15 protein-coding genes are annotated in these 15,527 nt (G+C 56.7%); 4 read left to right on the forward strand and 11 right to left on the reverse strand.

The features are described 5' to 3' along the window. Positions 1 to 525: a lipocalin family protein gene (locus INF61_RS11230; protein ID WP_015570073.1), complete on the reverse strand. Its 525-nt coding sequence runs from the start codon at positions 523 to 525 to the stop codon at positions 1 to 3. 117 nt (positions 526 to 642) lie between these two features. On the opposite strand from INF61_RS11230, the gene INF61_RS11235 reads away from it, so the two are divergent. The 4 genes from INF61_RS11235 to INF61_RS11250 all read left to right on the forward strand — a co-directional run bounded on the left by INF61_RS11235 (position 643) and on the right by INF61_RS11250 (position 4,175). Then, positions 643 to 1,368 carry a MerR family transcriptional regulator gene (locus INF61_RS11235; RefSeq protein WP_015570074.1) on the forward strand — a complete coding sequence of 242 codons (726 nt, stop codon included), beginning with the start codon at positions 643 to 645 and terminating at the stop codon, positions 1,366 to 1,368. 99 nt (positions 1,369 to 1,467) lie between these two features. After that, entirely contained in the window at positions 1,468 to 1,878 is a 411-nt protein-coding gene (gene uraH, locus INF61_RS11240; RefSeq protein ID WP_017383647.1) for a hydroxyisourate hydrolase, read from the forward strand. Between the two features lie 102 nt (positions 1,879 to 1,980). Further along, positions 1,981 to 2,940: a DUF523 and DUF1722 domain-containing protein gene (locus tag INF61_RS11245; RefSeq protein ID WP_045343888.1), complete on the forward strand. Its 960-nt coding sequence runs from the start codon at positions 1,981 to 1,983 to the stop codon at positions 2,938 to 2,940. A gap of 146 nt (positions 2,941 to 3,086) precedes the next feature. Next, positions 3,087 to 4,175 (forward strand): AAA family ATPase, encoded by a 1,089-nt coding sequence (locus INF61_RS11250; RefSeq protein WP_023295682.1) that lies wholly within the window; start codon positions 3,087 to 3,089, stop codon positions 4,173 to 4,175. A 28-nt stretch (positions 4,176 to 4,203) separates the two neighbouring features. Here the strand turns inward: INF61_RS11250 and INF61_RS11255 are convergent, their stop codons facing one another. The 10 genes from INF61_RS11255 to INF61_RS11300 all read right to left on the reverse strand — a co-directional run bounded on the left by INF61_RS11255 (position 4,204) and on the right by INF61_RS11300 (position 15,526). Then, on the reverse strand, positions 4,204 to 5,157 hold the full coding sequence (locus tag INF61_RS11255; protein WP_017383650.1) for a GlxA family transcriptional regulator: 954 nt from the start codon (positions 5,155 to 5,157) through the stop codon (positions 4,204 to 4,206). Positions 5,158 to 5,182: 25 nt separating this feature from the next. Beyond that, positions 5,183 to 5,962: an MBL fold metallo-hydrolase gene (locus tag INF61_RS11260; protein WP_017693987.1), complete on the reverse strand. Its 780-nt coding sequence runs from the start codon at positions 5,960 to 5,962 to the stop codon at positions 5,183 to 5,185. Positions 5,963 to 6,051: 89 nt separating this feature from the next. Continuing rightward, positions 6,052 to 7,302, reverse strand: a complete 1,251-nt coding sequence (locus INF61_RS11265; RefSeq protein WP_017693988.1) for an HlyD family secretion protein — start codon at positions 7,300 to 7,302, stop codon at positions 6,052 to 6,054. 6 nt (positions 7,303 to 7,308) lie between these two features. After that, on the reverse strand, positions 7,309 to 8,058 hold the full coding sequence (locus INF61_RS11270; protein WP_017694789.1) for a hypothetical protein: 750 nt from the start codon (positions 8,056 to 8,058) through the stop codon (positions 7,309 to 7,311). Further along, entirely contained in the window at positions 8,055 to 10,151 is a 2,097-nt protein-coding gene (locus tag INF61_RS11275) for a peptidase domain-containing ABC transporter (RefSeq protein ID WP_032652074.1), read from the reverse strand. Before INF61_RS11275 ends, INF61_RS11270 begins: the two co-directional genes overlap by 4 nt. 67 nt (positions 10,152 to 10,218) lie before the next feature. Next, complete coding sequence (locus INF61_RS11280) at positions 10,219 to 10,404, reverse strand: hypothetical protein (protein WP_001196016.1); 186 nt, start codon at positions 10,402 to 10,404, stop codon at positions 10,219 to 10,221. 23 nt (positions 10,405 to 10,427) lie between these two features. After that, positions 10,428 to 10,622 (reverse strand): hypothetical protein, encoded by a 195-nt coding sequence (locus INF61_RS11285; RefSeq protein ID WP_013094846.1) that lies wholly within the window; start codon positions 10,620 to 10,622, stop codon positions 10,428 to 10,430. Positions 10,623 to 10,695: 73 nt separating this feature from the next. Next, positions 10,696 to 11,349: a hypothetical protein gene (locus INF61_RS11290; RefSeq protein WP_006812468.1), complete on the reverse strand. Its 654-nt coding sequence runs from the start codon at positions 11,347 to 11,349 to the stop codon at positions 10,696 to 10,698. A gap of 6 nt (positions 11,350 to 11,355) precedes the next feature. Then, complete coding sequence (locus tag INF61_RS11295) at positions 11,356 to 12,954, reverse strand: hypothetical protein (RefSeq protein WP_015570083.1); 1,599 nt, start codon at positions 12,952 to 12,954, stop codon at positions 11,356 to 11,358. Then, the gene (locus INF61_RS11300) at positions 12,932 to 15,526 is read right to left on the reverse strand and encodes a CS1-pili formation C-terminal domain-containing protein (RefSeq protein ID WP_040117024.1); all 2,595 of its coding nucleotides are present in this window, start codon (positions 15,524 to 15,526) and stop codon (positions 12,932 to 12,934) included. The genes INF61_RS11295 and INF61_RS11300 overlap by 23 nt, the downstream gene beginning before the upstream one ends. Position 15,527: the final 1 nt, after the last annotated feature.

Below are 15,527 nucleotides of genomic sequence, written 5' to 3' on the forward strand. Positions count from 1 at the left end.
TTAGTGCTTCACCCACACCAGCTGATCGACCCGGAAGCCCAGCTCGCGTGCGGTGTTCAGGTAGTCCTGTTTTACCGCATCCGGAATGGTCGGGGTGCGCGATAAAATCCACAGATAGTCACGGTTCGGGCCGCTGACCAGCGCGTACTGGTACTTATCATCCAGCTTGATCACGTTATAGCCGCCGTAGAACGGGCCGAAGAACGATACCTTCAGCGCAGCCGTGGTCGGTTCGCCGGTAAAGTACGCCTTTCCTTCGCTCTCATTCCATTTTTTCTTCACCGGATCGTAGCCGCGGTTCAGTACGCTGATACCGCCATCGCTACGCTTGCCGTACGTCGCGGTGACCTGTTCCAGACCGCGCTCGAAGCGATTTTCCAGTCGGGCGACTTCATACCATTTGCCGAGATAGCGGCTGGCATCAAAGCCGGTAATGGGCTGCACGCCTTTCGGCGGCGTGGGAGATTTACAGGCAACCAGCGTCAGCGCAATGGCGACACCGGTAACGACAGGCCATAGCCTCATGAGAACTCCTTTCATTTACGCGGTTGGACGTTAAGTGTAGCGCACCCGTGCGGCGCTTCATCCCGTCGGGGAATATTCGTAGTATATTGAGACAACTCCTTCTCTTCGGATGCAGACATGGCTTACTCCATCGGCGAATTCGCCAGACTCAGCGGCATCACCGCCACCACGCTGCGGGCGTGGCAGCGACGCTATGGCTTGCTCAAACCCGAGCGTACGGACGGCGGTCACCGCCTGTACAGCGATGAGGACGTTCAGCAGGCGCTGAAAATCCTCGACTGGGTAAAAAAAGGCGTACCCATCGGTCAGGTAAAATCACTGCTGGAACGCCCTGCGCCGCGCCGCGCCAATAACTGGCAAACCCTGCAACAGGCCATGCTGCAAAAGTTGCAGGAGGGGAAAATTGAGTCCCTGCGTCAGATAATTTACGACGCCGGACGCGAATACCCAAGGCCAGAGCTGGTCACTAACGTGCTGCGTCCGTTGCGCAGCCAGATATCGGCCAACGTCGCCGCCGCCATGACGCTGCGTGAGATCCTCGACGGCATCCTCATCGCCTATACCTCGTTTTGCCTTGAGGGCGATAAAAAAGCGCCGGGCGATAACATCCTCATCAGCGGCTGGCATCTGAACGACCCCTGTGAGATCTGGCTTGAAGCTCTGACGCGCACCGGCCAGGGCCACCGCATCGACATACTGCCGGTTCCCCCTGCCGCGCTGGCCCCGGAAATTTTCCCGGACCGCAAATGGCTGCTGGTCACCAGCGGTAAACTTACCGCCGTGCGGAAAAAGCAGGTTGCGCAGTGGCAGCAGCAGGTTTCCCTTGAGGTGATTATCCTCTGATTATTTTCTGCTGAGGCAATCTTCACGAAAAGTTGAATATTTTTTCGCACAGCGAGTGCTAACGTTTTCCTGTCACCGACAACTCAACAGGAAAACACGATGAAAAAGACACTCCCTCTGATGATGCTGGCTACAATGGCTTTCGCGCCTGCCGCGTTCAGCGCCCCGGCAGGCACCCTGAGCGTTCACGTTCTGGACCAGCAAACCGGTATGCCGCCAGCGGATGTGGCCGTCACGCTGGAGAAGCAGGAGCAGGACAAGTGGACCCCGATTGCCAGCGGTAAAACCGACCACGACGGGCGCATCAAATCGCTCTATCCGCAGGATCAGGATATGGCGCCTGGCGTGTATAAAGTGACCTTCAAAACCGCCGATTACTTCCACGGTAAAAAGCTGGACTCCTTCTTCCCGGAAGTGCCGGTGCTGTTCACCGTCACCCGCACCAATGAAAAACTGCACATCCCGCTTCTGCTCAGCCAGTACGGTTACTCAACCTACAAGGGCAGCTGATTGCTCTTGATTTTAAAGACGATTTAAAAATAATCCCGCCAATACTTGGACAAATACGCATTCTTGTGTAACTTTTAGGTATGAGATCGGGAGGTGCACACCATGACAACAAAACCTGTGCTGGGTATTAGCGGATGTTTGACCGGTTCCGCCGTTCGCTTTGACGGCGGGCATAAGCGTATGGGCTTTGTGATGGATGAGCTGGCGCAGTGGGTCGCTTTCCGTCCGGTATGCCCTGAAATGGCTATCGGCCTGCCCACGCCTCGTCCGGCGCTGCGTCTGGTGATGACCACCGGCGGCGAGACAGAAATGCGGTTCAGCAAAGCGCCGCACGATGACGTCACGCAGAAGATGGCCGCATTTACGGCAGATTATCTGCCGAAAATCGGCGATCTGGCGGGTTTTATCGTCTGTGCAAAATCCCCCAGCTGCGGCATGGAGCGCGTGCGGCTGTACGACGAAAACGGCAACCGGGGCCGCAAGGAGGGTGTCGGGCTGTTCACCGCCGCCCTCCTTGAAACTTTCCCCTGGCTGCCCGTCGAAGAAGACGGTCGCCTGCACGATCCGGTACTGCGGGAAAACTTTGTTGAGCGCGTTTTCGCTCTCCACGAACTGAACGTAATGCGTAAAAATGGCCTGACGCGCCGTGCCCTGCTGGACTTTCACAGCCGCTATAAGCTTCAGCTTCTGGCGCACCATCAGGCAGGCTACCGTGAAATTGGCCCGTTCGTGGCATCACTGCACGAGTGGGACGATTTGGACGCGTTTTTCGTGGCCTATCGCGACAAGCTGATGACCATCCTGAAAAAACCCGCTTCGCGGAAGAATCACACTAACGTGCTGATGCACATTCAGGGCTATTTCCGTAACCAGCTGAACAGCCGCCAGCGTGGAGAACTGCGGGATGTGATCCTGCATTACCGGGACGGGCTGCTGCCGATCCTCGCGCCGCTGACGCTGCTGAAGCATTATCTGGCTGAATACCCTGACCGGTATCTGATGACGCAAAACTACTTTGCTCCCTATCCTGATGATTTGGGTCTGCGTCTGGCCGTTACCTGATAAGAAAGAAGCGAAGGCCCTGTTGACCCACAGAGGCCCAAAGCAGTACCCCGTTTAGACGACACCCTCACTGTCGTCTTTTTTTTGCGCTCAGCGTAAAATACTGTAATTCTGTACAGGTTAAGCGTGCACAGCGGAGTACCCCGATGATCAAAAATTTGCATATTCAGAACTACCGCTCAATTCGCGATATGTCGCTTGAGCTGGAACAGCTCAATATCGTGTTCGGCCCCAACGGCACCGGAAAATCTAATATTTATAAAGCGATTTACCTGATGCACAGCGCGGCGCAGGGGCAATTCTCCCAGGCGCTGGCGAACGAGGGGGGAATTTTGAAAGTGTTCTGGGCGGGAAAAACCCGCAGCGACCAGCTGCGACGCATGAACCTGGCGGTGGAAACGGAAACCTATGAATATGAGCTTCAGGTCGGGTTCGTGGAAAAGCTGCCCTACCCCTCACAGTTTCAGCTCGATCCGGTGATCAAGGAGGAATCTATCTGGCTCGGCGGACAGCACCGTCGCCCGTCGTCACAGCTGATGAAGCGTAAGAATCAGGCGGTTTTCCTGAACAACGTGCATCACGAAAAAGTGACCCACAGCGGTACGCTGTATGAGAACGAGTCGGTGTTCGGTCAGCTCGGTGAACCGCACCTCTACCCCGAAGTGTCGCAGATGCGCGAGTCCCTGCGTAACTGGCGATTTTATCACGAGTTTTCCGTCTCATCCGGCTCGGCGATCCGTGCCCCGCAGGTGGGCTTTCGTTCCCCGGTGCTGGCCAGCGACGGCGCGAACCTGGCCGCCGCGTTTCAGACCATTGTCGAAATTGGCGACGAGCTGCTGCTGATGCGCATTCTCGACCAGGCCTTCCCCGGCTGCGTGTTTTACAGCGACAACACCGGCGGGCGCTTCCGCATGATGATGCAGCGCGAGGGGCTGAGCAGACCGCTGGAACCGGCAGAGTTCTCCGACGGCACGCTGCGTTTTTTGTGCCTGGCGGTGGCGCTGTTAAGCCCGCGCCCTCCCGCATTCATCGCCCTCAACGAACCGGAAAACAGCCTGCATCCGCAGATGCTGCCCGCCCTGGCAAGCCTCATTGCCGAGGCCAGCCGCTATTCGCAGATCTGGCTCACCAGCCATTCGCCGGAGCTGGCGCATTTGATTGAGAAGCACCGATCGTTTTCGCTGTATCAGCTGTCGATGGCGGAGGGGGAGACGAGGATGGAGAGGCTGGGGTAATTGCCAGGTGGCGCTACGCTTACCTGGCCTACTGGCGAGTACGAAACGTCTTGCGCCACTCCGCCGGGCTGACGCCAAAGCGCGCCTTAAATTGCTGCCGATACGTCACCGCTGATAAAAACCCCACCTGCCCGGCGACATTTTCGATTGGCAGGTTGCCGGACTCCAGCAGGATCTGGCTGCGCCGCAGGCGCTCGGCGGTAAGCCAGTCGGCAACGCTCATGCCCGTCGCCTTGATAAAATGGCGGGTCAGCGTGCGCCGGCTCATCGACACCACTTCCGCAAGAGAGTCCAGGTTATGCGGTTCGGAAATATGCTGCTGAAGGTAGTCAATCAGACAGTTAATCCGCCCATCACGGGTATCTTTCGGCACAGGTTGCGCAATAAACTGCGCCTGCCCGCCCTCTCGGTGCGGCGGGACGATCATCCGGCGGGCAATCTGATTGGCGACGACGCTGCCAAAGCGCTGACGGATGATGTACAAACAGCAGTCGAGCGCGGCGGCGGTACCCGCCGAGGTAATCATATTGCCGTCATCCACGTAGAGGGCGTTGATATCCAGTCGGACGTCCGGAAATAGCGACTGGAACTGGCGTTCAAACTCCCAGTGTGTGGCGGCCCGTTTGCCGCTGAGTATGCCCGCATAGCCCAGCACAAATGATCCCAGACACAGCCCAACAATTTCCGCCCCGTTGTCTCTGGCCTGAACCAGGCTGTCGAGCAGCGTCTGAGGCGGGCGCTCCAGAACGTGCTGCCAGTAGGGTACAACCACAATTTCAGCCGATGCGATCGCGGAAAAATCCTGCGTCGCATGCAGGGCAAAACCGTCTTTCGAGTTCAGGAATCCCGGTTTTTCAGCGCAGATCGTGACGTTAAAGCGCTTTTCCCCGGATACAGTGTCGCCAAACAGGATGCAGGGGACGGAGTAGTGGAACGGGCTAAACCCGTCCACCGCGACAATGGCAACGTTAATAAGCGGCATCTGTCTCTCCTGTCCCCTTTAACAGTCAGAATATAACGGTTTCGCCGTCCTGGGGAATGCTCACCGCGTCACCTGCCTCGTTGGCATCAACATACTCGCGCAGCGCGCGGCGGGTCAGCAGGCAGTGGTTGAGAGCTTCCATATGGGTCGCCACGATTTTCGCCTGCGGCAGCAGGAAATGCACGTTAAGCAGATCTTCTTCCCCCATGATAATCGGCCCAAACCCAATGACATGAGCGTAACCGGCGTTGAGCACGACGATATCCGGCTGGTGCTTTTGCAGATCGGCCGCCACCGCATCGCGCCAGATGGTATCCCCTGCGATATAAAGCGTCTTCTCATCGGGATGACGGAACACCACGCCGCAGGCTTCCCCCAGAAACTCTGCCAGCTCCGGCACGGCGTAAGCGCGGTCAGTACCGTGCTGGCCGCCGTGGGTTTTCACTATCCGGATATCGCCGTACGTTGTTTCCCCGGTCATGATCGTCAGGTTGGTAAATCCCTGGCTGCGCAGCAGCGCGGCATCACTATCATTTTGCACGTAGATCGGCTTGCCTTTGGCGATCAGCTCAACGGCGTACTGATCCCAGTGATCGGCATGGGTATGGGTGACGATCACCGCGTCAGCATCCAGAAGCGTTTGAACGTCAACGGGAAGATCGACCATCGGGTTGCGAATATCAGCCCGCGCCGTGCCGGGAAAACCCGGATAAGTGCCTTTTGGCGCCAGCATTGGGTCGATTAAAAAGCGTTTTCCCGCGTAAGTGATAAGCTGGGTGGCATTGCGAATTTGCGTAATGTTCATGGGCTATCCTCCGGTTGGTATGAGAAGGAGAATAGCCCCAGGGTGCCGTTAAGAATGTGGGCTAAAGGGCGATGATCGATGAAATCGGGTCAATCAATAAACCGCTTGCGTACCCTTTCCAGCGGCGCAATCAGCAGATTGATAAGCGGCTTACGATCGATAACGATATCGGCGTTCACCGTCATTCCGCCCATCAGCATGCGCTTTTTCTTGTCCGGGTCGGTAAACCAGGAGGGGACGCGCACTTTAGCCAGGTAGTAGTTCTGCCCCTCCTGGAGCGGGATCAGCGCCGAATGGGCATCAATGTTTACCTCATAGAAATCGGACAACGTCGCCTCCACGGAACCGTATTTGTCCACGGGCCACGAGTCGAAGCGCAGCTTGACCTTATCGCCTTTCGCCACGCGCCCCACCCCCGTTGCCGGAACATACAGGTACCCCTCCATCGTCGCCGCGGTATTTTTACGGATCACCACCACCACCTCGCTATTTTGCGTAATGGCCCGGCCAGGCGGGAAGTTAATCGCCACCACGTAACCGTCGGAAGGGGCCAGCATCGCCATGGTGGAACTTCCCCGGCTGGACAGGTTGCGGTCAATTTCGCTGATGCGGTTTTTCACATACAGCTGCTCTTCGCTCAGAGAGTCAATTTGCGACTGGGTGCTGTCGGTCAGGCTGGTTTTTCGTGCCTCAAGCTCAAGAATAGTGCTCTCCTCCAGCGTCAGGTTGAGCTGCGCATTGAGCACATCGTTGTGGCTTTTATCGAGATCCACTTTGGATACATAGCCCTTCCCGGAGACGGATTTCCACGCCTCGTAGGTGTCGGTGCTGTTTTTTAACAACGCGCGCAGCTTCTTCACCTTATCGCGGGAAACGGCGATCTGCTTGTCAGTGAGAGCCAGCTGCTGCGCCAGATTTTTGCGATACGACGCAATCGAGTCCTCAATGGCCTGGATGCGCTGCTCGCTGCGCTTCTTCTCCGCTTCCATCTGCTGGCGGTCAAACTGCACCACCGAGCCCTGCTTGCCGCCATAGTCCTGTGACACGGTGAACAGCGGATCGTTTTCCTTCACGTACTGACCTGGCCGTACGGCAAAATCCACAAGCGTACCGGACTCCCGGGCGCGGACTTCCACATCGCCCTGCGCCGGGATCAGCACCCCGCGCGCCAGGGTGGTTTCCGAAAAGTTAAAGACAATCGCAAAGACCAGCAGGCAGAGAAAAAAGGTGATGAACAAGGTCAGCACGGCTTTCAGCCGTGGCGCGTTGATGTGATAGCTTTTTGAGAAATGATGCGGGATCAGCGCCCGCCGCTGTCGGCTTCGGTTTTTTAATTTCACGATATGTCATCCATGATAAATCACTGAAAGATCGTCCCATGCACTCCAGAGCGTGGGGGTTTTGCGCAGCGCGTTCAGCGTGTCGGCGGCGGCCTGACGGTAATCCTCTGGCGCATACGCCTGACTCTCCAGCCCAAACTCCGCCGCGTGCAGCGAACAGATCGGCAGCAGCGTTCGGACGCTGTAGCCATAGCGCGATAAAAACCGCGTTGAGACGTCCGTTAACCACGCCTTTTGATCCCCTGCCTGGGTGGAGAACAGCGGCGCATCCGGCAGGCGTTCGTCCATCAGCAGCACCGTCACCAGGCGGTGAGGGGCGAAAAACGAGCTGGCGCGTCGGCCTTCGTGCGCGGCCATTAGCTTATGCAGCGCAGGGTGACGGGTAATAAACTGAAAGCGCACATCGGCTGGCGCGGTGGCGAGCAGCGCATCCACGATCAGACCAAAGCCCGCCCAGCGCATTCCCAGAAGCAGGGTGCGAGATGAACTGTAAAACGCCTGCTCCTGCGTCCACTGCGCCACGTACGCGTGCAGATCGAAGCGGACGTTGCGCGCCCAAAGCGCGGGCGGGAAGATCTGCTCCACGAAGTTAAACCCGCTCAGCTCATGGGCGTTCTGATGCAGAAAATCAGCCGGGACATCGGTCTCCGGGCAGCGCATAAACTGGCTGTAGTTTTGCGTGATCCGGTTTGCCAGCAGCGTGCGCCCGGCCTGGCGCGCGCAGAGTCGCGCATAGAGACGCGGCAGAAACATCATTGCTCACTCTCCCGCAGGGTGCCGTTTTCCATGGTATAGAGACGCCCCTGGCAGCCCACCACGTCCGGCGAGTGGGTGACAAACACCAGGCCAATCCCCAGGCTACGCAGGTTCGCCAGCACTTTCTGCGCGGTCGTTTTATCCAGGTTCGCCGTCACTTCGTCACAGAGCAGAAGCTTAGGCTGGCTGTACAGGGCGCGCGCCAGAACCAGACGCTGCATCTCCCCGGCAGAGAAAAAGGTGTTCCCCGGCAGCATCTCCGTTTCGTAGCCGTGCGGCAGCCTGGCGACGACGTGGTCCACCTCCGCCAGCCGACACGCGGCAATGACCTGCTCTTTATCCGGTGCGCTGTCAAAGCAGGCGATGTTGTCCAGAATCGAGCCGGTGAAGAGAATATCGTCCGCATGGACGATGCGGATGTGCTGACGCAGCGAGGAAAGATCGCACTCCTCAATGGGGATCTTATTGATCCGCAGCGTGCCAGACGATGACAGCAACATGCCGGAGATCAGACGCAGCAGCGTGGTTTTTCCCGACCCGCTCTGGCCCACAATCACCGCTTCTTCGCCCTGCTTCAGGGTCATATTGATATGCTGTAGCGTGGCCTCCCGGCCAGGATAGGCAAATGAGACATCCTCAAATTGCAGACAGACCGGCGAGGTGACAATCCGCTTCCCAAACTGGCTGGTTTCAGAGGGGGCAAACAGCAGGTCGCCCACGCGATCCAGCGGCCCCTTGAGGGCATTTTTGTCCAGCAGCTTCTGCGCCACCTGCACCATGGCATCGGAAAAATAGCGCTTATAGCTGATATAGGCGTAAAGCATCCCGATGCTCATCTGCCCTTCCAGGATCAGCCACGCGCCAAAGCAGACCACCAGCAGCTGCTCGGCATTGATCACCAGCAGCGAAGCCACGTCAAAGCGGGCCAGCAGCCGCTCTTTACGCATCAGCCCGGCGATGTGCTCACGCTGTGATTTGTCCATCACCGCATCCCGGGCCTGCTCCATATTGTTCGCTTTGAGCGTAATGATCCCTTTCTGCGTCTCCACCAGCAGGGATTCATACTGGGCGGTGCGCTCGATGGAGTCATCCACCGCGCGTTGATAGGGGCCGATCAGCGAAAAGCGGATCAGGAAAAACACGCCCATCAGCAGCATCGTCAGCAGCGCAATTTTGACGTTATACAGCAGCATAAACAGCAGGCTGGTGACGGCGATCAGGCTGGAAAAGAGAATTTGCACGTAACCATTGCTGATGAACTCCGCGCAGGCGTGGAGCGATTTTTCAATGGCCAGCACGATGCCCGGCGGGCGCGAGCGGAACCAGCTGGTCTGGGTGCGCAGCATGTAGTGGCGCACGGACTGGCTTAAATCGTCATAGGCAATGTTACGCATCAGGATCTCAAGCAGCTGCTTGAGGAATTTACCGATGACTTCAAAGATAAAGACAATAGCGAAGATCGCGGTGAGCAGGATCACCAGATCGCTGTCGCTGCGGGAAATGGCCTCATCCATAATCAGCTGCACGTAGGTGGGGCTTGCCAGCATGGTGATGAGGGTAAAAATACAGAGCACAAACAGCAGCAGCTGGCGCTGGAACAGGCTCGGGGATTTATTGGCTAACCGGCCAAGCGTGAGCTTTTCATCCGGGGATTTCTTTTTGAAGCACGGCGTGGGCTTAAGCTCAAGAACATAGCCGGAAAAGAGTTTTTCCGCCTCTTTCAGACGGTAACGACGCACGCCGCTGGCGGGGTCGTGAACGGTCACGCTGCGGCTGTCGATCTTCACGATGACCACGAAATGGTTGCCGCGCCAGAAGGCGATGAGCGGCAGCTCAGACGTTTCTATTTCAGTGATTTCGCCTTTAAGCACCCGGCCAGACATATTTTTATCGCTGGCAAGGGTCATCAATTCCGCCATTGAGGTTCCCGCATCGGCGGAAACGGAAATCTCCCGGCGCAGCTGGCTGACGGAGACATGGTGGTCGTAGTGCCCCAACACCATCGCCAGGCAGGCCAGTCCACATTCGGTAAATTCATGCTGGCGAATAACAGGGGTCTTACCCTGTTTTTTATACTGAAAGAGCGAAAACATAATGATCCGTGGCTGAAATAAAAAAATGGCCCGGCAATGCGGGCCATGCGTACAACGTGCTTCTCGCTTAGGCGCTGAAGAAACCGCCGATGAAGCCGCCCACCAGGCCGAACACGCCGCCGATGGTGCCGCCCAGCGCGCCTAACATCTGGCTGCCCGCGTTATAGCCCGCGCTTGCGCCCTGAATAGCGGCAGCAAACGGATCCCAACCACCGATGATGGCCTGTGCTTTTTTGAAATCGATAACTTGCATGAGTCTTTTCCTGTTAACGTGAATTAGTTGTAGCTACCAACCAGCGCACCCAGGAAGCCCATTGCGCCACCCAGAATTCCGCCAACCACACCGCCAACCATGCCCATGATGCTTGCGCCGGTGTCGTAACCCAGCTGTGCACCTTTAACCAGACCAGCGAACGGGTTTAACGCGCCACCGATAATGTCTTTCGCTTCTACGAATGAAATCGCTTTCATTTTTATCTCCTGTAGTGATGGATCTTTAGCATGATGCTAAAGGCTAATTTCCTTTTATGAAGGAAAGCGGTTGCTACGGGCAGGTGGTAAGCGGAATGATTTTATTGCCATAAATAATCATCCGCCTTGCAGCCTGCCCGGCATTATCTATTTCCAGCCGTTGCCCCGGCGGAATATATTTTGAATTGTTGTATTGCGTACTGCACCCGACCGAGGAAACATATTTAAAATAGGTATTCCCGGTATTACTCACCACCCCGTTGCTAAACGCATAATCAAAATGTCGTGTCCATGGACGGACAATCAAAATAGCCTCAAGCGAGACCACCACATCCGACTGGATGCGCTGGCCTTTGCGCGTGATAACCTTTGCCTGGAGCGGCGTCTCGGTGAATTTTACGCGATAGTATCGCTCTTTGTTGTCATGCGGGCCGGTATAATAAAATTTAAAACCCGCGCGTTCACCGCTCCCCAGCGTTAATTGCTTAGGCGAATACATGACTTCGCCATCTTTTATTTCGGTTTCTTTTCCCTTCTCTTTAGGAACGTCTACCTGAATAAGCGAAACGGTATAATTCTGACGCTCGCTGGTATCGTTTTTTATCGGCTGAAAAACAACTTCTCTTTCGGGAAGAAAATCAATATTCAGACTTTCGATAATTAAAGCATTTGCCCCTGTGGAAATGAAGCAATTTATTGCAAAAATAGCCAGGAATTTTCCAGTCATGGTTGATTAATTCCAGGATGCGCTAACATCTATTCTTCCCTGCGCGGTCACTTCGCCAAACCAGCTATTTCCGTCATAGGTGGTTTTCGATACCGGATTATCCATAACGAACTGGAGGACCAGCGGTGTTTTCCAGAGCCACATATCGGTCACGCCGGAACTCATTTTGTCCCACTCTTCCGCATGGGTGGCCGGTGCCGGGATCGACAGTACTTCGCCTTTACAGTTGTGCGCCATCAGCGTCTGGCTTTTCCCCACCAGCACGTTGCCCGGAATGGGAACCGTGAAGCCGTTGCCGCTAAAGGCGCAGTAGTCCACCCCATTCAGGCTTTGGGTAGGCCCGGTGACTTTTACCGTGACCGCAATCGCCGCATCTTTTTGCGCCCCGCTGTAGGTGATGGTGTAGGGGATCTCAATGGGCGCTTCGCCGATAATACCTTTCCCGGAGCCGCCCAGACCGTCAGGATCGAGGGTGTAATCCGGGTTGTCTGGCACAATCTCCAGCCCGGGCTCGATAGGGTTAATCACCAGGCCGCCCCCCGGCTGGAAGCAGAAATCCGCCGCCAGCGAGCTGTTGCCGGGCGTCAGACACAGGCTGACGATATTGCCAATGTTGCTGCCGTCCCCCGCCTGCGCCACGCTCAGAATTAACGCTTTCGGCAAAAAGATTTTAAGGGACGCTTTGCCGCCGTTTTTCTGCGGCGCTGCAAGGAAGGTGTTCGCCAGGACACGCGTATCGCTCAGGATACCGCCGGAGATACTGTACCAGGTGTTTTCATCGAAGGTCAGCTCGGCGGCAAGCCCGGTGCCGCCGCTCATGTGCGATTGCAGCACGCTGTTGACGCGGGAAGAGGTGAGCGCCAGCCCCCCGTTGTAACCGGAGATATCCTCCCCAACAAACGTGTATTCGAGCAGGTCGCACAGGACGCCAGAGACCGTGTTGCGGGTGTATTTGGTGCAGGTGGCCCCCGTTGATCCATCGACAATCGTCACCTCACCGCTGATCGGGTCAATCCCCAGGTTAAGCGCTCTGGCGTTGGTCATGGTCAGCGTGCCCACCTTGTGAAGCGTATTGGTGGTGGTCACTTTGTTGATAGAGCTGATTTGCGGCGTGGAGGTGATGGTCACTTCATCCCCTGGCGCGGCGTTGAGCAGATAGTTAAAGAACGGATCGCCCAGTACCCAGCGCCCGTATGACGTGCCGGGCTCCATCACCGGCGGCTTAACCACCATCGACGTGTCGGTATAGCTGGTCGTCGGGGTGTACCCCGTGTTGCCGCAGGACGAGGAACACGCCGTCCCTTTGAAGAACGGAGAGGCGCTGGAACCGGTCACCGAAAAGTCGATGGTCAGCGCGCTGCCTGCCGGACCGCTGTAGCTGTTGTCCGGGATGTAAGTGGCAATACCGTTATTCGTTTTCGCACTCAGGGTCGGCCACTCGCGCGAACCGTGTAAAAACGCGGTCGACGTGCTGTTCAGACTAAACAGCCCCGCGCTGTTTCCCGTACCGTTATTGTCCGGGTTATTAATGGCTAAATAGGGCAGCTCCTGCGCCTGGGCCGCCGCGCTCATCAGCAGTAAATTAAGAGCGAATATCTTTTTCATCGTCACGTTCCTGCGTTCCTTTTGCTTCCTGCCAGACAAAATCGCCTTTGTCGCAGGAGATGTCCCCGAGCCACAGCGCACCGCGGTTAGACTCGATGTCCAGGCGCACTTCGCAGACGCTGTCGTCCGGCGTGGCGATACTCAGGACAGGGTTGTTCTTATCAACGTCGATCACGAAGCGTCCGTCGTTTTCCGTCCGGGTCAGCCCGACGTGGTTTTTGATCTGCATGGCGCCAACCGGGGCCCCGTTTGCATCCACAAGACGACCAAACAGGGTGACGATTTTCTTCACCTGCGGCTTCATCACCACGGTATTACCCGGATAAACCGTGATATGGCGACGCGCATTCGCGCCAATCTCATAGCTTTCCGTACCGGTTTCACTGTTCATCACTTCCAGGTCATAAGCCTGGTATGCCGGCAGCGACAGCCAGGTCTTATCCCCTTTGATGCGTTCTGCCCGGCCGTTAAGCTTCAGGGTCAGCGCTTCATCAGATTTGAGACCGGTACTGACAATCACCCCTGCGCTTTCGGTGCCTTTCCCGGCGGCGATGGCCTCTTTGGACCAGCCCACGCTGCCGTCACTGGTCAGCGTGGAGTTCCAGCCTTTACTCATGCCGCTCTGGACGCTGAGGATGTTGCTGTTCCACGGCGTGTCGAAGTTCACGCTGCCGCCGCCGCTTACGCTGCGATCCTGGCGGCTGTTAAAGGCTTTCGAGACGTTGGCGGTAGCCGATTTCAGGTAATCGCCCTCAAACTGGCGGCTGGCGCTGACGTTCAACGCCGTGCCGGTATCGCGATTGTGGGAAACGCCAACCGACACGGTATTGCCGAGCGGTATGGCGAAATCGAGCATTACGTAACGATCTTTCTCTTCGTAATACCCGTCGTATTTGTTGCGCGACATCCCCACCCGCAGGCGCGCCGTGCCGTAGCGACCGGCGTATAACCCCTGGGAGTAATCCAGCTGATAGCGTTTATAGCGATAGAGGTCGTCTTCCTGACGCATCAGGCTCAGGTTGCCTGCCGAGGGCAGGCCGAATGACGGCAGGCTAAAGGAAGCGCCCCAGGTGTTGCCCTTGCTCTCATAGATATCCAGGAACTTGCCGCTGGAGAGCTGTTCATGGGAGTACCACACCGAGCCGATCTGCCACGGCAGGCTGAGATTCGCCCCATAGTTGGCGCGATACGTTCCGTCGGAGGCGGCCATGGTCTGGGTATTCACCGAGAAATAGCCCGTCAGGTTCAGGGAGGCCCACAGCTCGCTGACGATGTGTTCCCGCATCATGTAGGTAGAGGCGTTCCAGTCGACCATCCCGCTGCGCTTGCTGAACGAGGCTCCCACCAGCGACATGGTGTCTTTATGTTTGGTGTCGTAATCGTAGTAGTAGGTGTTATCCTGCTCGTTTTTGCGTTTCGCGTATTTTTTATAATTGACGACGGATTTATCGCGGCTATACATCCCGCCCCACATCTGCCAGCGCAGCGTTTCCGACACGTTGCTGGAGAACGGTTTATTTACGGTGTACATGCTGCGCGACACGGTGCGGCTTCCGCTCACCACTTCAACTTCGACGCTGTAGATCCCGTAGGGCAGGCTGCTGGTGTCAATTTCATGGTTGCCGACGTCAAAGCGCTGAATGCCGATAAGCTGCCCGTCACGACGAATACGGGCCTCGCCCGCCGTGGGAAAATAGACCACCACCGGCGTCAGAGAGAGCGTGTTATCGCGCTTGCGGGAGTTGGCCTGGTTGCCCATGGAAACGCCGTAGACTTCACCGCCGGAAATCCCGCTGACGCTCGCCAGAGACTGCATCGCCCAGCCGTTCAGCATGCCCGCGGCGTAGCGCATCCCCTGATAGTCGCGCTCCCACATAACCGCGTTCATCTGGGTATCGCTGCTGTTCTCGTTGACGTAGCCAGAGCCGTCGATCAGGACATGATCGACGCCCATTGAGATCCAGTTTCTCGCGTTCAGATAGCCCGACGACCAGCTGTCACCGTAGCCGCTCTCGGTGTGATACGCTCCGAGGTTGTAGGAGAACGTGCCGCTCAGGTCGTCAGACTCCGGCGCATCAATGTCCACCTCACGCGGGCGAATATTCACCCCGTAGTCGCTCTGCGACAGATTCAGCAACAGGCGCATTTTTTTCTGATCCAGTTCGAACGCCGAACCCGCGCTAACCGGAATACGCATCTGGTCATCAAACTGCTTATCGTTAATGCTTTGCAGTAACGCCCGCATCTCTTTTGACAGACGAATGCCGTTATCAGACTCCTGGACCTGAACATCCCTCAGCCCCAGCTTCAGATCTTTTGCAAAGAGCGTCACGTCACCGATACGAACATATTCGCTCGCCGTGCCTTCGTGGTTCCCTTGTTGTGCTGAGTGTGGACGCGTATTCACCAGATAGACGGGAATTTTGATCCCCTGCTCCAGCAGTGCATAAAGCGAGTCGGGAAAACGGTAATTAGCGATAACCACGGAGCTTGAGGCTGCATGCGCAAGCGCGGGCAGCGTGCCGGATGCGCAAGCCATCATCACCGGCAACACTAATTTATTTTTCACCATG

It is taken from the genome of Enterobacter cloacae complex sp. P18RS, from assembly GCF_014982105.1.
Classification (GTDB): Bacteria; Pseudomonadota; Gammaproteobacteria; order Enterobacterales; family Enterobacteriaceae; genus Enterobacter; species Enterobacter hormaechei_C.

Bases quoted from the DNA above. Each gene is read 5' to 3' on its own strand.
- INF61_RS11230 (WP_015570073.1), bottom strand. From the start codon at position 525: ATGAGGCTATGGCCTGTCGTTACCGGTGTCGCCATTGCGCTGACGCTG.
- INF61_RS11235 (WP_015570074.1), top strand. From the start codon at position 643: ATGGCTTACTCCATCGGCGAATTCGCCAGACTCAGCGGCATCACCGCC.
- uraH (WP_017383647.1), top strand. From the start codon at position 1,468: ATGAAAAAGACACTCCCTCTGATGATGCTGGCTACAATGGCTTTCGCG.
- INF61_RS11245 (WP_045343888.1), top strand. From the start codon at position 1,981: ATGACAACAAAACCTGTGCTGGGTATTAGCGGATGTTTGACCGGTTCC.
- INF61_RS11250 (WP_023295682.1), top strand. From the start codon at position 3,087: ATGATCAAAAATTTGCATATTCAGAACTACCGCTCAATTCGCGATATG.
- INF61_RS11255 (WP_017383650.1), bottom strand. From the start codon at position 5,157: ATGCCGCTTATTAACGTTGCCATTGTCGCGGTGGACGGGTTTAGCCCG.
- INF61_RS11260 (WP_017693987.1), bottom strand. From the start codon at position 5,962: ATGAACATTACGCAAATTCGCAATGCCACCCAGCTTATCACTTACGCG.
- INF61_RS11270 (WP_017694789.1), bottom strand. From the start codon at position 8,058: ATGATGTTTCTGCCGCGTCTCTATGCGCGACTCTGCGCGCGCCAGGCC.
- INF61_RS11275 (WP_032652074.1), bottom strand. From the start codon at position 10,151: ATGTTTTCGCTCTTTCAGTATAAAAAACAGGGTAAGACCCCTGTTATT.
- INF61_RS11280 (WP_001196016.1), bottom strand. From the start codon at position 10,404: ATGCAAGTTATCGATTTCAAAAAAGCACAGGCCATCATCGGTGGTTGG.
- INF61_RS11285 (WP_013094846.1), bottom strand. From the start codon at position 10,622: ATGAAAGCGATTTCATTCGTAGAAGCGAAAGACATTATCGGTGGCGCG.
- INF61_RS11290 (WP_006812468.1), bottom strand. From the start codon at position 11,349: ATGACTGGAAAATTCCTGGCTATTTTTGCAATAAATTGCTTCATTTCC.
- INF61_RS11295 (WP_015570083.1), bottom strand. From the start codon at position 12,954: ATGAAAAAGATATTCGCTCTTAATTTACTGCTGATGAGCGCGGCGGCC.
- INF61_RS11300 (WP_040117024.1), bottom strand. From the start codon at position 15,526: ATGGTGAAAAATAAATTAGTGTTGCCGGTGATGATGGCTTGCGCATCC.